The sequence below is a fragment of the Enhygromyxa salina genome (genome assembly GCF_002994635.1).
Taxonomy (GTDB): Bacteria; Myxococcota_A; Polyangia; order Nannocystales; family Nannocystaceae; genus Plesiocystis; species Plesiocystis salina_B.
Genome location: NZ_PVNL01000089.1, coordinates 1 through 15,886, shown reverse-complemented (window position 1 = coordinate 15,886; position 15,886 = coordinate 1). Strand labels below are relative to the sequence as shown.

The 15,886-nt window shown below is 67.7% G+C and carries 15 protein-coding genes; 6 read left to right on the top strand and 9 right to left on the bottom strand.

Features of this window, described 5'->3' with window-relative positions; translation table 11 throughout:
- The first annotated feature begins 113 nt into the window (after positions 1-113).
- Positions 114-1,526, top strand: coding sequence for a hypothetical protein (locus tag ENSA7_RS22185; protein WP_146157994.1), 1,413 nt, complete (start codon positions 114-116; stop codon positions 1,524-1,526).
- Between the two features lie 75 nt (positions 1,527-1,601).
- Here ENSA7_RS22185 and ENSA7_RS22180 read toward each other — a convergent pair whose 3' ends face one another.
- Together ENSA7_RS22180 and ENSA7_RS22170 are read right to left on the bottom strand one after the other, a co-directional pair.
- Complete coding sequence (locus tag ENSA7_RS22180; RefSeq protein ID WP_181233993.1) at positions 1,602-2,774, bottom strand: hypothetical protein; 1,173 nt, start codon at positions 2,772-2,774, stop codon at positions 1,602-1,604.
- A 160-nt stretch (positions 2,775-2,934) separates the two neighbouring features.
- Positions 2,935-3,972, bottom strand: a complete 1,038-nt coding sequence (locus tag ENSA7_RS22170; protein WP_146157992.1) for a hypothetical protein — start codon at positions 3,970-3,972, stop codon at positions 2,935-2,937.
- Between the two features lie 178 nt (positions 3,973-4,150).
- On the opposite strand from ENSA7_RS22170, the gene ENSA7_RS22165 reads away from it, so the two are divergent.
- A complete protein-coding gene (locus ENSA7_RS22165; protein ID WP_106091323.1) occupies positions 4,151-5,599 on the top strand; it encodes a trypsin-like serine protease in 1,449 nt (482 codons plus the stop codon).
- 8 nt (positions 5,600-5,607) lie between these two features.
- Here the strand turns inward: ENSA7_RS22165 and ENSA7_RS22160 are convergent, their stop codons facing one another.
- From ENSA7_RS22160 to ENSA7_RS22145, 4 genes are all read right to left on the bottom strand, one after another.
- Positions 5,608-6,360, bottom strand: a complete 753-nt coding sequence (locus ENSA7_RS22160; protein ID WP_106091322.1) for a hypothetical protein — start codon at positions 6,358-6,360, stop codon at positions 5,608-5,610.
- A gap of 62 nt (positions 6,361-6,422) precedes the next feature.
- Positions 6,423-8,156 (bottom strand): hypothetical protein, encoded by a 1,734-nt coding sequence (locus ENSA7_RS22155; RefSeq protein WP_106091321.1) that lies wholly within the window; start codon positions 8,154-8,156, stop codon positions 6,423-6,425.
- A gap of 294 nt (positions 8,157-8,450) precedes the next feature.
- Positions 8,451-9,083 carry a DUF6151 family protein gene (locus ENSA7_RS22150; RefSeq protein ID WP_106091320.1) on the bottom strand — a complete coding sequence of 211 codons (633 nt, stop codon included), beginning with the start codon at positions 9,081-9,083 and terminating at the stop codon, positions 8,451-8,453.
- 58 nt (positions 9,084-9,141) lie between these two features.
- Positions 9,142-10,476 (bottom strand): hypothetical protein, encoded by a 1,335-nt coding sequence (locus ENSA7_RS22145; RefSeq protein WP_106091319.1) that lies wholly within the window; start codon positions 10,474-10,476, stop codon positions 9,142-9,144.
- Between the two features lie 184 nt (positions 10,477-10,660).
- Between ENSA7_RS22145 and ENSA7_RS22140 the strand changes: the two genes are divergently transcribed.
- Positions 10,661-11,380 (top strand): Crp/Fnr family transcriptional regulator, encoded by a 720-nt coding sequence (locus tag ENSA7_RS22140; RefSeq protein ID WP_106091318.1) that lies wholly within the window; start codon positions 10,661-10,663, stop codon positions 11,378-11,380.
- Positions 11,381-11,419: 39 nt separating this feature from the next.
- Here ENSA7_RS22140 and ENSA7_RS22135 read toward each other — a convergent pair whose 3' ends face one another.
- The 3 genes from ENSA7_RS22135 to ENSA7_RS22125 all read right to left on the bottom strand — a co-directional run bounded on the left by ENSA7_RS22135 (position 11,420) and on the right by ENSA7_RS22125 (position 13,952).
- A complete protein-coding gene (locus tag ENSA7_RS22135) occupies positions 11,420-11,848 on the bottom strand; it encodes a hypothetical protein (RefSeq protein WP_106091317.1) in 429 nt (142 codons plus the stop codon).
- A 182-nt stretch (positions 11,849-12,030) separates the two neighbouring features.
- Positions 12,031-13,131, bottom strand: coding sequence for an MbnH family di-heme enzyme (locus ENSA7_RS22130; RefSeq protein ID WP_181233992.1), 1,101 nt, complete (start codon positions 13,129-13,131; stop codon positions 12,031-12,033).
- 194 nt (positions 13,132-13,325) lie between these two features.
- Complete coding sequence (locus ENSA7_RS22125) at positions 13,326-13,952, bottom strand: hypothetical protein (RefSeq protein ID WP_146157991.1); 627 nt, start codon at positions 13,950-13,952, stop codon at positions 13,326-13,328.
- Positions 13,953-14,066: 114 nt separating this feature from the next.
- On the opposite strand from ENSA7_RS22125, the gene ENSA7_RS22120 reads away from it, so the two are divergent.
- The 3 genes from ENSA7_RS22120 (at position 14,067) to ENSA7_RS22110 (ending at position 15,674) form a co-directional block, all read left to right on the top strand.
- Positions 14,067-14,576, top strand: coding sequence for a FixH family protein (locus ENSA7_RS22120; RefSeq protein WP_106091314.1), 510 nt, complete (start codon positions 14,067-14,069; stop codon positions 14,574-14,576).
- Positions 14,573-15,061, top strand: coding sequence for a c-type cytochrome domain-containing protein (locus ENSA7_RS22115; RefSeq protein ID WP_106091313.1), 489 nt, complete (start codon positions 14,573-14,575; stop codon positions 15,059-15,061). The genes ENSA7_RS22120 and ENSA7_RS22115 overlap by 4 nt, the downstream gene beginning before the upstream one ends.
- A gap of 151 nt (positions 15,062-15,212) precedes the next feature.
- A complete protein-coding gene (locus ENSA7_RS22110; RefSeq protein ID WP_106091312.1) occupies positions 15,213-15,674 on the top strand; it encodes a hypothetical protein in 462 nt (153 codons plus the stop codon).
- The last annotated feature ends 212 nt before the right edge of the window (positions 15,675-15,886 follow it).

Sequence of the window (15,886 nt, the reverse complement as noted above, 5' to 3'; positions counted from 1 at the left end):
ATATTCGACCAATTCTGCATCAACGCCAATTCATGATGTCATCCGCATCGCGCTGTGATAGTGCATTGTTTGGTGCATCGCGATAGATGACGAGCACAGGTAGACGCAGACAGATGACAACACGGACCCATACCCCTCTCCATCGCTGGGCGATCCCCGCGACGCTCTTGGCCCTCACGACCCTCACCCTCGGCTGCGAGGCACAGACGGAGGTCGACTTCGACGACCCGAGCCTGCGCGCCATGGAGATCGATCCAGATCCAGATCCAGACGTCCTCTTCCAAGACGATGTCTGCGTCGTCGAGCGAGGTGACCTGTGGGAGTCCAACGAGGTGGTCCTCGCCGACGCGGTGCTGCGCTGCCCCGAGAGTCGGATCCGCACCCCCGAGATCGCGATCGATGCCAGCGGGCTGTGGGGCAGGCTCGATGGTCAATACGACGTGCACTTCTACATCGAGCACGACTACGCCGAGTTCGACTTCGAGATGCTCGACGAGCTCCCGGGCAACGGCTTCACCGGCCAGGCGCCCGACGGGACGTTGTATCGCTTCACAAATAATGCGGCGAGCTACCTCTACAACCAGGGCAACGACTGGATCGAGGTCGCCATCGACGGCCTCCCCGAGCTGTTTTGGCCCTACGCCGGCTTCAAGATCCGCCCCGACAGCACTGGGGAGCTCCACGCCCAATTCGAGACCAACGGCTTTGGGCAGTACCTCCTGTGGGCCGCGAGCCTCGACGAGGGCGAGTGGAGCTGGGCCGAGACCAGCTCCCTGACCGGCACCAACTCCACCCGCTACGCGGGGCCCGACGCGTGGGATCGCCCGGTGACCATCCTGCGCAAGAGCAAGAGCGGCGTCATGCGGTGGACACTCGACGTCGCCGGTGAGAATGACCTCATCGTCGGGCAAGCGGCCGACTACGCCGGTTTCCTCGCCGATCCGCCGCGCCCCAACTCTGGTGAAGGAGCGCCGATCGCCATGATCCAGCGCATCGACGCCGACAACCTCGCCGTGATCACGGTCGAGGACGGCGAGAAGTGGTCGGAGAGTCCGATCGCCGACACCCCCCTCGTGCCCAAGTTCTGCGAGATGAACTACGGCTCGAACCAGCCCGACTGCCCGCCCTGCGCCTACGAGGCCGAGGGCATCGAGGCCGAGACCTTCAGGATCGTGCGCACGAACCTCGGGCCGATGTGGGGCGTGTGGGTGGTCTCGGACATCGCGGCCACCTACGTGTACGACGCCGACCAGAAGAAGGTCGACTTCTGGACCTGCAGCGCCAACCTCGACAATTCTTCGGTCAACGCGGACGCGACCCTGGTCGTCGCCGAGCTCGACACCGACGGCAGCATCTTGCGCTCGATCGAGCTCGACATCGGGAGCATGTGGGTCGCCGACCGCCCCAACCGCACCATCGCAGCGACCGCGTTCGGCGACGACATCGGCGTGCTGATCCAAACCGACACCGGCCCGGGCGAGACCGCCGGCCGGGTCCTGCGGATCGACACCACCAAGATCAACTGACGGGCGGGAGGACGGCCCCACGACGGCGAGGCCGGGGAGTTCGGTTCCCCGGCCCGCCAGCGCGCCAAGCAGGTGTCACATCGGGTTGGCTTGGCAGGCCTGGACGATCACGTCGACAGCACCCTGGAAGAAGGGCACGTAGTCGTCGTCGCAGCTGGGCCCGTGCAGCCCCTGCTCGCCGAACATGTTGATCAGCTCAAGCCAGTGATCGCCCGCGCCCGGCGTGAACGAGCAGTTGTTGTCCTCGGCCGGGATCAAGCCGAGCATGACGATGCGATCGAGGTCGTTGTTCTTGGCCGCGAGCAACGCGTTGTACGCCTCTTGCGTCGAGTTGACCTCGTTGTTGCCGTCGTCGTCGCTGATGAAGGTGACGACCAAGATCGCGTCGTCGCGCAAGAAGCCCTGGTTGCAGCCGCCGGGAGCGTTGAGCGGATCGCTGATGGCCTGGACGATCGCGTCGATTGGGCGCTCGTTGGGCGACCCGGCGAGGCCGACGTGGGCCATGCAGTCGAACATGTCGTTCTTGTTGGGCTCATCCTCGAGGATGTAGCGCTCGCCGCCAAACGGGTCGCAGAACATGTTGCTCGCGCCCTGCCCGGCCGGCTCGACGACGCCAGCGCCCAGCGTGATGTCGCACGCCTCGACCTCCATGGTGCACGCGTAGCCGTTCGGTCCCTCGCAGGTCGCGTGCAGGTTGTTGGGGTTGGCGCAGTTGCCCGGCGTGCACCAGCCGTTGAGATCGGTGTCGGTCACGAGGATGTGATCGTCGGTGTCTAGGCTGTCCTGGATCGACTGAATGAAGCCCGGGAACGCGGCGGTCAGGGCCGTCTGCTCGGGCAGCATCGAGATCGAGTTGTCGATCACGAACAGAAAGTCGACCTTGGCGCAGCCGTCTCCGTCGCCGTCGCCCGACGTGTCGCCGTCTCCGTCGCCCGACGTGTCGCCGTCTCCGTCGCCCGCTGTGTCGCCGTCTCCGTCGCCCGCTGTGTCGCCGTCGCCGTCTCCGTCGCCCGCCGGGTCGCCGTCGCCGTCGCCGTCTCCGTCTCCGGGGCCGTCACCATCGCCATCGCCATCGCCGTCGCCGCTGGCTTCTTGGTCCGAGCCCTCGTTGCTGGCCGAGCCGCTCTCGGTCATGGTCTCGCTGCCCGCCGTCGCGTCACCGTCCGCGCCGCCCTCGCTCGATCCACCTCCGCACCCGATCACGAGCGCGAGCGACAGCGTTCCCAGACTCCTGTGCATTCGAATCATGCCGCTATCTTAACCCGGTCACATACGCCGTGGCCGGAGATTCCAAGCGCGGTATTGCGCGTATTTGGGGGCGATCCCGAACGCTCGCACGCGCCACCCAGTGCCAGGTCGAGATCCATCCAGAGCCGCCGGACTGGCTGTCCGCCCACGAAGCTCACTTCTATGGCAGCAGTGACGGGAGTCGTTCAGCGCTGATCCAACCGTGTAACAACAAGCGAGGGCCGCTCGCCTCGAGCGACACCCCGGCCAAGAACCGCTCGAGCTCCGAGTTTCCGTTCGCGGCGAGCTGGTCGAGCGAGGTCTGCAAGGCTGTCCGCGCTTGCTCGGCGGTGGCGGCCGAGTCGAGGGTCAGGCTCATGTCGAAGCCAAACCCGCTGCTGAAGTCCACCGTCATGGCGACGTCGCTCGGGCCCTGCGACGGCCCGCCGAACATCAAGAAGATCGAGGCGAGCGACGGCGGGACGTGGCCGATCATCCACAGATCCGCGCGCGTATCGACCCGCGAGATCAGCGGGGCGAGGCTAGCGATGGCTGAAGACTCGAGCGCGGGTTGGCCCATGCACTGCGCGAGCTGACCGACCTCGTATTGCCAAGCGAGGCTGGCGAACACGAGCTCATCGGGACTGATCAGGTAGGCGACGCCATTGTCGAAGGGGATCATCGGTGGCCCACCGAACGCGCCAGGCGAGAGCGACGCCTCGACCTCCATGGTCTTCTCGCCCGGGAGCTGCCGACGCATCACCTGCACGGCGCAGGTCGCGAGATCGGACTGGCCGACGCCAGGGCCTTGCACGACCATCACGTAGTTCTCGTTCTCGGACTCGAAGCCGATCAACACGTCCTGGAAGCTGGCGGGCTCGAGCCCGCACTCGCGCAGCCCGGCGAACAGCTCCGACAGCTCGCCGGACTCGACCTCGGATCCGAGCGCCGACCAGAACGCGGAGTGCATCAGCTGCGCCGGGCTGATCCGCACCAGCCACTGCGCGGCCTCGGGGATTAACAGCGCGCCGCCGATCGGCGTCGTGGCCTGACACCCGAGCGGCACGGTCGGCGCCTCGACGATCACCACGGGTCCGATGCCGGTCGGCTCGGCGCCGGCGCGCTCGGGCGCCGACACTGGCGGCGCCTCGGGCTTGCAGCCGCACACCGCGAGCCACAGCGACGCGCTCACGACAGCCCACGATGCGCGAGTCCCCATCCGGATCAGGATAGTCCAGCGTAGGGTGCGCTCCGTGAGCTGCGGAGCGGAAAATCACGAGCGCGACCGCCACCGCGCGCGCGCCGTCGCGGATGAGCCACAAATCTGCCCTGCGCTCACGAATTGTTGGGTATTTATATGAAACAAACCTACTTCTGCCGGCATACTCTCCGGGCTCATGGGCCTGCGTCACCCCCAAACTATCGCCCTCCTGGTCGCCACCTTCACGCTCGCGCTGCCCAGCCTCGCGCTGGCAGGGCCGCCGACAGATGTGGAACCACTGATCCCCGAGCCGCTGATCGCCAACGGCCAGGGCGTGGGTCAGTGTGCCTGGCCGACCGCCGTCGCGGTCACGGGTGGCGGCGGCCTGTGTACGGGCACGCTGATCCACCCGCAGCTGGTCGTGTACGCGGCCCACTGCGGCGCGGGCAACAAGACGATCCGGTTTGGCGAGAGCGCGTTCTCGGGTGGGCGCACGGAGTCGGTGCAGTTTTGCATGACCAACCCCGACTACGGCGGCACCGGAGACCAGGGCCATGACTGGGCGTTTTGCCGGCTGAAGAACCCGGTCACGGATCTGCCGATCACCCCGCCGGTCTCGGGGCCGTGCGAGAACACGATCATCCAGATCAACCAGCAGGTCGCGGTCGTCGGGTTCGGCGAGACGCTGCAGGGCAACAGCGGGGTCAAGAACTGGGGCTTCACCAACCTGTTGGCGGTCGACAAGCCCGGCAACAAGGTCGTCCTCGGTGGCGGCGGGACCTCGTCGGTGTGCCCGGGCGACTCCGGCGGCCCGGCCTACGTGCAGTTTCCCGACGGCAGCTGGCGGACGTTTGGGATCGCCTCGACCGTGACCGGCGGCTGCGGTGGCAACGGCACCCACGCGCTGCTCGAGGGCGCGCTGGGGTGGCTCGAGGCCGAGAGCGGCCTCGACGTCACGCCGTGCACCGACTCCGAGGGTAACTGGGCGCCCGGTCCGTTGTGCGGCGGCTTCAACACCCTGACCCCCAACGAGGGCGTGGGCGACTGGTCGTCGTGGTGCGCGGGCACGCCAGCGAGCGTGGTCAGCGATGTGTGCGGCAACGCGTGGGACGACTTCGACGACAGCAAGCTGCCGAGCGTCGCGATCAGCTCGCCGGTCTGGGGCGACACGTTCCCGGTCGACAGCGAGATCGACATCTTCATCGACGCCGCCAAGCACCCCGACGGGTTCTCGATCAAGGAAGTACGCCTGAAGATCAACGGGGCCGACGTGGCCTCCGACCTCGCCGACCCCTACGCGTTCTTGAAGGCCAACTTCGTCACCACCGGGGTGTTCACGATGGTCGCGGTCGCCGAGGACTGGGCGGGCAACATCGTGGAATCCGAGCCGGTTGCGATCGGCATCGACACCGAGGTCCCGCCCAAGCCAGAGCCCGACCCCGACACCGGTGATGGCGACGGCGGCGACTCGGCCGATGACGACGGCGGGACCGGCTTCGGCGGCGACTTTGGCAGCGACTTCGGTGCCGACGACGACGGCGGCGCGGGCTGTGCCTGCAACGCTGGCCCGACCTCACCCACGCCGTGGTGGATGCTGGCCGGGCTCGGGCTGCTGGGCCTGCGACGCCGCCGTCAGACGAGCTAGCAGACGAGCTAGAGCGTGATCGAGAGCCCGTCGTCGTCGATCTCGATCGCGTAGGTGGCCCCCGGCGTGAAGCTGGGCAGCTGACCGGGGGCCGTGAACCGCACGCGGCCGCGGTCGGGCTGCAGCCCGTGCTCGACGCAGCCGTCGCGGGCCTCGAGGTACACGCGCAGGGTCGAGCGCGCGCCGAGCTCGACGGCGATGAACACCTTGTCGCCGCCGCGCATCGAGACGCCGGTCGCGTGCGAGAGCTGCTCGAACGCCCGTCGCGGGATGCACAGGCGCCCATCGGCGTGCACGGTGGCCAGCATCTCGGCGTTGGCCTGGGCGGCTGCAGCCGCGAAGCGCTGGCGCTCGAGCGCGGTCGGGGTGAAGCCGGGCCGCGGGATCTCGACCTCGAAGTCGTGCGCCTGACCGAGCATGGGCGTGGGCGCGTAGACAAACACCTCGGTGTTGGCGGGCGTCCGACTGCGACCGTCGGTCCGGCGCGGGACCTGGACCGCCGCGCTGACGCGGCCGTGGCGATCGCGGTATTCGATCGCGCCTTGATGAAACAGATCTTTGACGAACTCCCCCAGCTCGGTCACGGCGTAGCGAAAGTCAGGTCGCTCGATTCGCAGTTGCCGGGCGAGCTGGCCCGAAGAGAAGCAGGTATCGGTCAGACACCAGTGGTCGATGAGGGTGCAGACAGCGTCTTGCCAGGTACGCTCGGTGACGAGGCTGGGCGTGGAGTCGGTGGTGGTCGAGGCGGTAGCGGTGGTCATGATGAGGCTCGTTTCGATGCGAAGTCGCGTATGGGTGAGGGTCGAGAGTGAGGACTTGGCGATCAGCTCAGCGAGGCCTCGACCACGTAGCGAATGCGCTGATAGCTGGGGTTGAAGATAATGTGCTCGTCGTTGGCGAGGCTCGACACGTACTTGTCGTAGGCCGCGACGCTGTCCTTGCCCTTGGGTGGCGACGACCACGAGCCGCACGAGCGGGCCATGTACGCGTCGCCCATGATCACGTCGGACAGGAACATGAAGAAGCCGCGCCCGCGGATGTTGCCGCCGCTGGCCCAGTAGCTGTTGCCGTGACCGGTGTAGCCGTAGGACTTGCGCCAGTCCGTCGCAAAGTAGATCCCGTGGCCAAACGCTGCGCCCGTGATCTGGGCGCCGGGCAGCGATCGCGGGAGGCGAAGATCGCCGCTCAGGATCGGGTGAATGTTGACGGCCCGGGTCCCGTGAATGCCCAAGAACACGTTGGCGTGGGCGGCGTGCTGCTGAATGTCGGCGAGGTCGCTGCGGCGGGTTGGCTGCAGCCGGGCCTGCTCCTTGATGCTCTTGCCCTGATTGCCCTTGGCGACCCGGGCGACGGCCTCGACAAAGCGCTGATCACGATCGGGGCGCTGAACCTCGAAGATGTTCTTGATCACCAGCTTGCCCTTCATGTAGTTGTGGCGATTGTTGGTCATGTTCTGATACACGGAGGCCAGCCACTTGCCCTTGGTCGAGCTCGGGTCGATCCAGCTCAGCTGCGCGTTCAGGACCCGGTCGGGGTCGACGTCGTCGACTGCCTTTTTGTCGTCGAGGCTGAAGTCCTCGTTTTGTAGCGACGAGGCGAACGCGTCGAGATCATTTTGAATCGAGAGGATGTTGTCCGAAGACAGGATCGTCGCGGCCGCGCGCTGGCGGGCCGAGCCGCGCAAGGGGATCACCCGGGGCACCAGCGCGGCGACCAGCTTGGAGATGTCGACGAGCTTGTCGTCGCTGATCTGAAGGTCGAGCAGGCGCCGCTCCCACGCGTCTTGGGTCTCTCGCTTGCGCTGCGGGTTCGCGCTGGCGACGTCGGCGATCCGCTGCATGGCCAGCGGCAGGAACTCGTCGCGGACCTCGGTGATCGAGTCCATGGTCGGGATGATCCCGGTCGCCTGGGCGGCAGCGCGGGCGTAGTCACGGGTCCCGCCGACCAGCGCCTTGGCCAAGCTCACCACCTGCGGCTGAAAATTCTTGCCAGGCTTGGGCTTGCGAGCCTGCTTGGCGGCCACGGGCTTGGCCGCGGGCTTGGCCTTGACCACGCCGCTGTCGTCCTTGATCGAGTACGCGTCGGGCAGGCCGCGCTCGCGGGCCGCGAGCGACTGCACGATGTACGCGTCCTTCGACTTGCCCGACTTGTCGACCTTGGCGACCCAGATGGTCTTGGCGCCGACTTGCTTTTGGGTCAGGCGCGCGAGGTTCTTGGACCGGCACTGCTTGGCGAACGCCGAGCGGGCCTCGGCCTCGGAGCTGCACTTGGTGAACATGAAGTCCATGCCACCTTTGGGCGAGGCCCCCGACCAGCTCTTGCCGCCGCTGATGCGGCCCCACTCGGTGTAGACAAACCAGGTCCCGCGCGCCTCGAGCACGCCTGCGTGGTAATACTTCGAGCTGTTGCGGTCCTCGAATTGATTGACCGAGGCCATGTCGGCGATCCCAACGTCATCGCTAAAGTCGCCCTGGTCCTTGGCCGGGCGGCCCTTGTAGATGAATTCGCTGGGAGCGAAGCCTGCGGGGATTTGTTTGCGTGCGAACTTGACGGCCATGGATATTCTCGCTTTCGGGCGTCGGGAGGTCTGCTCTGCACCCCGACGCTCGATGAGCTTGACGCCCCGCCCCCGTGACGGTCAGCTACGCTGGGGTCACCTGCGGATCACGAGAATGTTGGGCCGTCACCGTTGGTCACGGATGACGCAAACGGGTCGCAGCGGCTGATCTATGGACGAATTCGGCGACTCGACGCGAGCCACAAGAGCCCGCGGTGACGCGGTGTGACGGCGGACGAAGCCGAACGACTGGACGGGCGAATTGGGCGGGGCTTGGCCGCTCGAGACCAGGCTTCAGGCCCAGGTTTCAACGCGCTGGCGCAGCTGCTCGCGCTCGTCCTCGCTGAGCACCCGCGGCGTGGCCCGAGGCGCGCCGCTGGTCCCGTCAAAGAACGGCGACGGCGTGTGCTCGTTGCGGAACCATCCGCCGGCCAGGATCTGGATCGACCTCAGGATCGTGCCGAGCGGGAGCTTGTCGACCTTCACGGGTGGGGCGCCCGGATCACGCTGGCGCGCGGGGCCGTTGACGCGCGCGCGGATCGGACCGAGCAGCTGATCGAGCGTGGGCCCGTCGATGTCGGGCCCCGCGAGCCTGAGCGACAGCCCCGTGAACGGCACGCCCGGGTTGCTCATGGTGTTGGCGACCGGGGTGTTGCAGCAGCTCGCGTACCAGCGCATCAGCCCGCTCGCCGACAGCTGCATGCACGCGAGCTGCTCGGCCCCGTCGGTCAGCTCGATCCGCGCGGGCCCGAGCTGGACCACCTCGGTCGCACCATGGGCATCGAGGAGCTCGTCGGGCCGCTCGAGGAAGTGCGCGAAGGCCTGGCAGTCACGGCAGTGACACGCGAGCCGCAGCTCGCGGCCGACCAGCCGGGCCCGACCGCGCAGCTGGCCACACGCGCACGAGAGGGGGAGCGCCGTCTCCATGTGGTTCGAGCATACGTTGAAGCTCGAGCGTCGCCGACTCGGCCCGCGGACGCCGATCTCACCCGGGGATCGGCAGCTCGCGCCAGACGATCCCGGTCGCGCTGGGTTCGTAGCTGACCACCGCCGCCTGGTCCTGGCCCTCGATGAAGCCCGCGCTGGACCAGCCCGCGCTGCCAGCCAGCTCGCGGGCCGAGCTCGCGGTCGCGCTGACCTCGAGCAGCGCGAGCGCGCTCGGGGCCTCGGGATCCGCCCCGGGGACGTCGACGACAAACAGCCCCGCGCCGGGCTTGCCCCGGCCGCCGGACACCCCGCTGATCCGCACCTCGTCGAGCGCCCTCGACCACAGCACCGCGCCGTCGCGCCCAAAGCCGACCGCGAGCGGCTGATCGTGGGCCTGGACGTGATTGCGCTTGGCGGTGCCCAGCGCGATGAAGCCGGCCTCGCCGACATCGACGATCGCCCGCAGCATCTGATGTTCGTCCGCGCCCGCGATGCTCAGCTTGTCCTGGGTGACGTCGCCGGACCCAGCCTGGTCGCCGCCGTCACCCGGAACGATCGCCCACCACGACTCACCAAAGCCCTGCGCGCGGGTGCCGATCGTGAGCAGGTCTCCGCGCGCGCCGTCGAGCCGCGCGAACGCTCGCGCCTGCGTGTAGCCGTAGCTACCCACGTATTTCTGCCAGCGCTGCTCGCCCTTTTGATCGAGTGAGACCAGCCAGGCTTGGGCGTCGACGTAGCCGGTCATGACCGCGAGCTCTCCGGTCGCGTGGCCGGACAACACATCGAACAGCTCGGTCGAGTTGGGGGTGTCGAGCCCGACATCCAGCCCCAGCTGCGCCTGCTCGTTGACCACGCCGAACCACCCGCGCACGTCAAAGCCGATCCCGCTGGTGCCACACAGCAGCGCCCCACCCTGGCCGTCGGCGGCCGCGGCCCGGATCGCGCCAGGCTCGAACTTGGTGGAGGTCGACGCGGGCGCGCCGTCGCCGGCCGACGGCGCGAACCCGAGCCACCGCCAGCTGGCGGGCGGCGGACCGGGCCGGCGATCGAGGTAGGCCTGGCCCGCGAGCAGCAACCCACCACGCAGCGCGACCGCGGCCCGGGGCGCGAGCTCGTCGCTGCCCTCGGGGAACGCGAAGCTGCCCTCGCGGCTGGCGGTGAGCGTGAGCGCCTCGAGCCTGGGGGCCGGGGGCAGATCGTCGGCCAGCAGATCTTCGCGAACGACCTCGACCGGCTTGCGCCGGGTCCGCTTCCACTCGGGCTGGTCGCCTGCCGCGGTCGGGCTCGGATCCGGCTTGGCCTCTGGCGCGTCCCCGCGCGCGGACGCTTGGGGGTCCTGGTTGGTGCAGCCGAGGGCGAGCAGGCAGAGCAACGAGATCGCGGTCCGACCCATGGCGGCGGACACTATCAGCCGTGGGGCGGTCCGTGGCCAACGTGATGCCGGGTACATGCGCAAGATCTGCAAAAATTGCATTCGTCGTGGCCGAGGGCCCGCTGGGAGCGCGATGCGCCAAAAGAGTGCGTCAGCGAGCTAACATTGTTGTTGCGTTTCGTAATCACCGGTACCCTCCGTAACGATGAGCGCCCGCAAGAAGGCCTTGGACCGTGCACAAGATGACAAGCGTGTCCTGTGGCACCTGCGCAAGATTCCCCTGCTGTCCAACGTGCCGCCGGCCAAGCTGCAGGAGCTGATCACGCAGGTCGAGCTGCGCGAGATCCCGCGGCGCCAGGTCATTTACTTGCCCGGTGACCCCGGCGAGCAGGTGTACTTCATCAACGGCGGGCGCGTGAAGACCAGCAAGGTGACACGCGACGGCAAGGAGCTGACGCTGGCCTACCGCGGGGCGGGTCAGATCTTCGGCGAGCTCGCGGTCATCGACGGCTCCCCGCGCGAAGAGATGGCCGAGGCCATGAAGAACGCGATCATCACGGAGCTGCCGGTCGACGTGTTTCGCGAGCTGCTGCTGGCCGACGCGCGGCTGTGCTTCTCGTTCTTGAGCGACGTCGGCAAGCGTCGCAGGCAGCTCGAGACCAAGCTCGAGCACCTGGTGTTCAAGGACGTCCAGGCCAAGCTCGCGGCGCTGCTGCTCGAGCTCGGCGAGGAGTACGGGCACGAGACCGAAGACGGCTTGCAGATCGGGCTGAAGATCACCCACCAGGAGATGGCCAACCTGATCGGCTCGACGCGCGAGACCATCTCGCTGACGCTCGCGCAGTTCAAGAAGAAGGATCTGCTCAACATGAACGGGCGCACGGTCGTGCTGCTCGACCAAGATGGACTCAAGGCCGTGACCTGAGCGCTCCGAGTTCTCGGATGGTAGACCGCACGATGTTGATCACGGCTCGCCGATGCAGGTCGACTCGCCGCCCGTGACCGCCGGAACCACCAGCGTGCCCTGTTCCTGGCCGTACACCACGTCGTAGCTGCCGGCCGGCAGCGGCGGGGTCTCGCATGTCGCTTGGGCCAGCCCGCAGTCGGCCGTGCACGCGCCCGACTTGCTGCTGACCGTCGCCGTCGCCGTGATCGTGAGCTCCGTGCCGTCTAGCTCGGCCGTACACGACGACTCGAGCAGGGTGTCGCACGACGAGCTCAGGCAGGTCTGGAAGTCGACGGTGACGGTCTGCGCCGCGTCGGGCTCGCCGCTGATGCACGCGCTGCCCTCGTCGGTGAAGGTGGTCTCGGTCTCCTGCGTGCAGCCGACGCTGGTGAACGCGAGGGCTGTAAACGCTAGGGCTGTGGCGAAGCAGCGGATATTAATTCGCATCGGCAGATTCTAACCGAGGGGCACCGGAAGTCGACCGGCTCGATCGCAGCGTGTCGCCTGCTGTAGCAACGTCGCTCGGTGCCCTCGCTTCCAACTTGCTCGAACACGACGCAGTCCATTCCCGCGAGGTGGTCCGCGCGAGTGAAGATCATCCCGACCACTGCGCGACGCCTTGGTCCCGGTCAATCAAACGGCGAAGCGAGGCCTGGATCGGTGACCAGGCCCGCGTCGCTGAGCGCGAGCAGCATCTCGACCAGGTCCGCGCGCTGCTCGGGGTTGAGGTCGATCGGCTGAATCCCGGGGCTCTTGTGCGGGTTGGCCCGGCCGTCGCCGACGTAGGGTCCGCTGGTGATCACGCGCCCGCCTGCGGCGAAGATGTCGACCACGCCCGCGAGGCTGATCACGCTGCCGTCGTGCATGTAGGGCCCGGTGTAGGCCAAGTTGCGCAGCGACGGCACGCGAAACCGGCCCATGTCGGAGGCGACGCCGGTCACCTCGATCAGTCCCTGGGCGGAGTCCGGGTATGCGCCGGCCTCGAGGTTGTAGAGCCCAATGTTGGCGTACCCGGCCTCGGCGATCGGCTGCCCCTGGGCGTCGGTTGGGCTGGCGTAATCCAGGCCGCCGTGACAGCCCAGGCAGCCGACCTCGCGCGAGCCAAACAGCGCCCAGCCGCGCTTGGCGGCGGGGGTGATCGCGTCCTCGTCACCCCGCAAGTAGCGATCCAGGGGCGCGTCGACGCTGATGATCGTGCGCTCGAACGCCGCGATCGCCTGGGCGAGCTGGACCATGCTCACGCCCGCGGGCGCATCGGGAAACGCGGCGGCGAACAGCTCGACGTAGCGCGGATCGTCAGCGAGTAGCTCGAGCAGCTGCGCTTCGCTGCCGCCCATGCCCATCTCGATCGGGTCGTCACCCAGCAGCGGCACCAACAGCTGCTGCTCGAGGGAGTCGGGCATCGGCGAGCGCCAGCCCAGCTGCGATCGGTAGCCGACGTTGGCCAGCGCCACCGTGTTGTGACCGTGCAGATCGTTGGCGGTCCCGACCGCGCGATGAAACCCGTCGGTGAACGCCTTGGCTTGCTCGTGGCAGGTCCCGCACGCCCGGTTGAGGTTCTTGGACAGGCGCAGGTCGTAGAACAGGTGGCGGCCGAGCTCGACCTTCTCGGGCGTCTGCGGGTTGTCGGCTGGGACCGCTGGCGGCTCGACGCCCGCGGGCAGGCCCCAGTCGAAGCCGGCGTCGATCGAGGACTCACAGCCGCCCAGCGCGAGCAAGCCAACGAGCACGACCCCGCGAACACTAGAGCGCCGATCAGCTTGGAGTCGCGTCGTCAGGTGCGTCTGGGGTCGCTCCTGCCTAGGAGCGAGGCCGAAGCTGTATCCGGCATACTGCGAGCGCCGAGTCGACAACGGCAGGAGCGGCCCCAGATGTGCCTGGCGACGCGACTCCAAGCTGATTGGCGCTCTAGGCATCTGTCGGCCTATTGCTCGATGATCATCAGCGGGACCTCGCGCGGTCCCGTGGCGGAGAACTCGATCGTCGCCGGGGTCCAGTGCGGGAAGAACACGCGCTGATCCGTGATGCCACCTTCGGGGCAGGCGGCGGCTGGGCCACGCGGCTCGGGGACCTGCGAGTTGGTCTCGACCGTGACCTGGTAATCGATCTCCGCGGTGGTGAAGAACGCCTGGGTCGTCTCCCAGTCGGCGATCTGCAGCTGGACGAAGCCCGCGGCGCCCTCGGGGAGCGTGACGGTGTAGATGACCTGGGGATCGGGCACGATCGTCGCGGTCGCGGCTTCGGCTGCGCTGGTGGCCGCGATCAGCGGCTGCGGTGTCGCGTTGGCGAACGCCTCACAAGCCGCGGTCGAGGGGCCGTCTCCGTCGCCACCGGGATCGCCGTCGCCGTCGCCAGGATCGCCGTCGCCGTCACCAGACTCGCCGTCGCCGTCGCCGTCACCAGACTCGCCGTCGCCGTCACCAGACTCGCCGTCCTCGCTCGTGTCTGCAGCCGAGCCCCCGTTGGCGTCGTTGGCGTCCCCTTCACAGCCGAGCACGGCCATGACGAAGCAGAGCGAGATCGCCGGAGCCAGGGTGTGCGCGCGCCTCATCCCGCGAGCCTCGCAGGTGACGCACCGCCGCGCAATCAGCATTGTCGACCTGACGAGAGGAGGGCTCTGGGCCGCAGGTTCGCACGCGACAGGGGAATTTGGCAGACTCTGCCCATGCGCGCGCCTCTCCGTTCACTGCTGCTCGTCTCGCTCACGACGCTCGGACTCGCCGCCTGTGACAAGAGCGAAGGCGAGCATGGCGAGCATGGCGAGCATGGCGAGCACGGCACCGGCGACGGCACCGGCGACGACTCCGGCTGCGCAGCGGAGACCCGCGGTGACGAGTTTGCGATCGGGCTGAGTAAGTCGGGCACCTCGATCGAGGTCAGCTTCATCTCCAGCAGCCCCGCGCCGCCGATCAAGGGCGACAACACCTGGACGCTCGAGCTCCAAGACCTGCAGGGCCAGCCGGTCGTCGACGCGACGATCGTCGCTATCCCAATGATGCCGGATCACGGTCACGGCACCCCGGTGGAGGCCGAGATGACGGCCCTCGAGACCCCCGGCCACTACGAGATCAGCCCCGTCAACCTGTTCATGACCGGCTACTGGGAGATCACCTTGGAGGTGTCCCTGACCAGCGGCGAGCAAGACTCGGTCATGTTTGGATTTTGTGTCGAATGAGCGGTCGCTGGCACGCCATCGCGGTGATCCTGGTTGCGATGGCGCTGGCTGCCGGCTGCGAAGCTGGCAACGACGATGACAACGGCAGCGGTGACGCGATCCCCGAGTGTGTGGAGTACACCCTCGACGGCTGCGCGCCGCTGTATCCGGCCAGCTACGATCAGGTCTGGACGCAGACGCTCGACAGCGGCTGCGCCGAGTTCGGGACGGCGTGCCACGCCCAAGCCGACGCGGCCGGGGCCACGCGCGGGCTGACCTTCGTCGATCCCCAACAGACCTACGACCACCTGACCATGACGAGCATGACGAGCGAGCTCGGGCCGTTGGTGGTCCCGGGCGATCCGTTGTGCAGCCCCCTGTTCGTCCGCCTCGCCACGGACGACGCGGCGATCCGGATGCCGCCCGGCGGCACGGGTCTGTCCGCGGGGGCGCTGTGCAGCATCGGCACCTGGATCGCGGACGGGGCCAGCTATCAGCCACCCTGACGCGGCTCCGATTTTCTTGGGGGATTTCACGGACTTGGAGGGGCTCAGCCGCGCTTGGCCCTAGCCCTCCCCTGGGACCTACCCCCGCGGTTGGCTTGGGCCGCCGATTCCATGTAGAACGCGCGTCGGACTCCCAACCGAAGGAACAACGATGCGCAAAATCACCACGCTGACCAGCCTCTGCCTCGCCCTCACCTTTAGCCTCGCCGCGTGCGACAAGAAGGCCGACGACAAGAAGGCCGACGACAAGAAGGCCGACGACAAGGCCGACGACAAGAAGGCCGACGACAAGGCCGTCGAGGCCCCCGCCGAGGAGCCCCCCGCCGAGGAGCCCCCCGCCGCAGCCGTCGAGGTCTCGGAGGACATGAAGAACTTCATGGCGAAGTTCGACGGCACCGACCCGGCCGTCACCGCCGCCCTCAAAGAGTTTGGCGCCAACGAAGAGATCGCCGACGACGACATGGGCATGTACATGCTCAAGGACCCCAAGGTCGTGTCCGCCGAGGGTGACTGCTTCACGATGGAAGCTGGCGCCGGCATGACGATCCGCACCTACAACGTGTGCTGGGCCGAGGGCAAGATCAACAAGATCGAAGACAAGGGCATGCGCTAGGCGCTCGCCACATCGCGCGCTGCACAGCTAGCGCCAACGAAGAAGGAGGCGGCCCGTGATGGGTCACCTCCTTTTTTGTTTTCAGCTCGCCCGCTTGCAGGCGCCATTCGTAGACTGGTTCACCGTGGGCAGCGGGCTGTTTTCAGCTCGGGCGAGGCTCCTCGCCCGCTTGCAGGCGCCATTCGTAGACTGGTTCACCGTGGGCAGCGGGC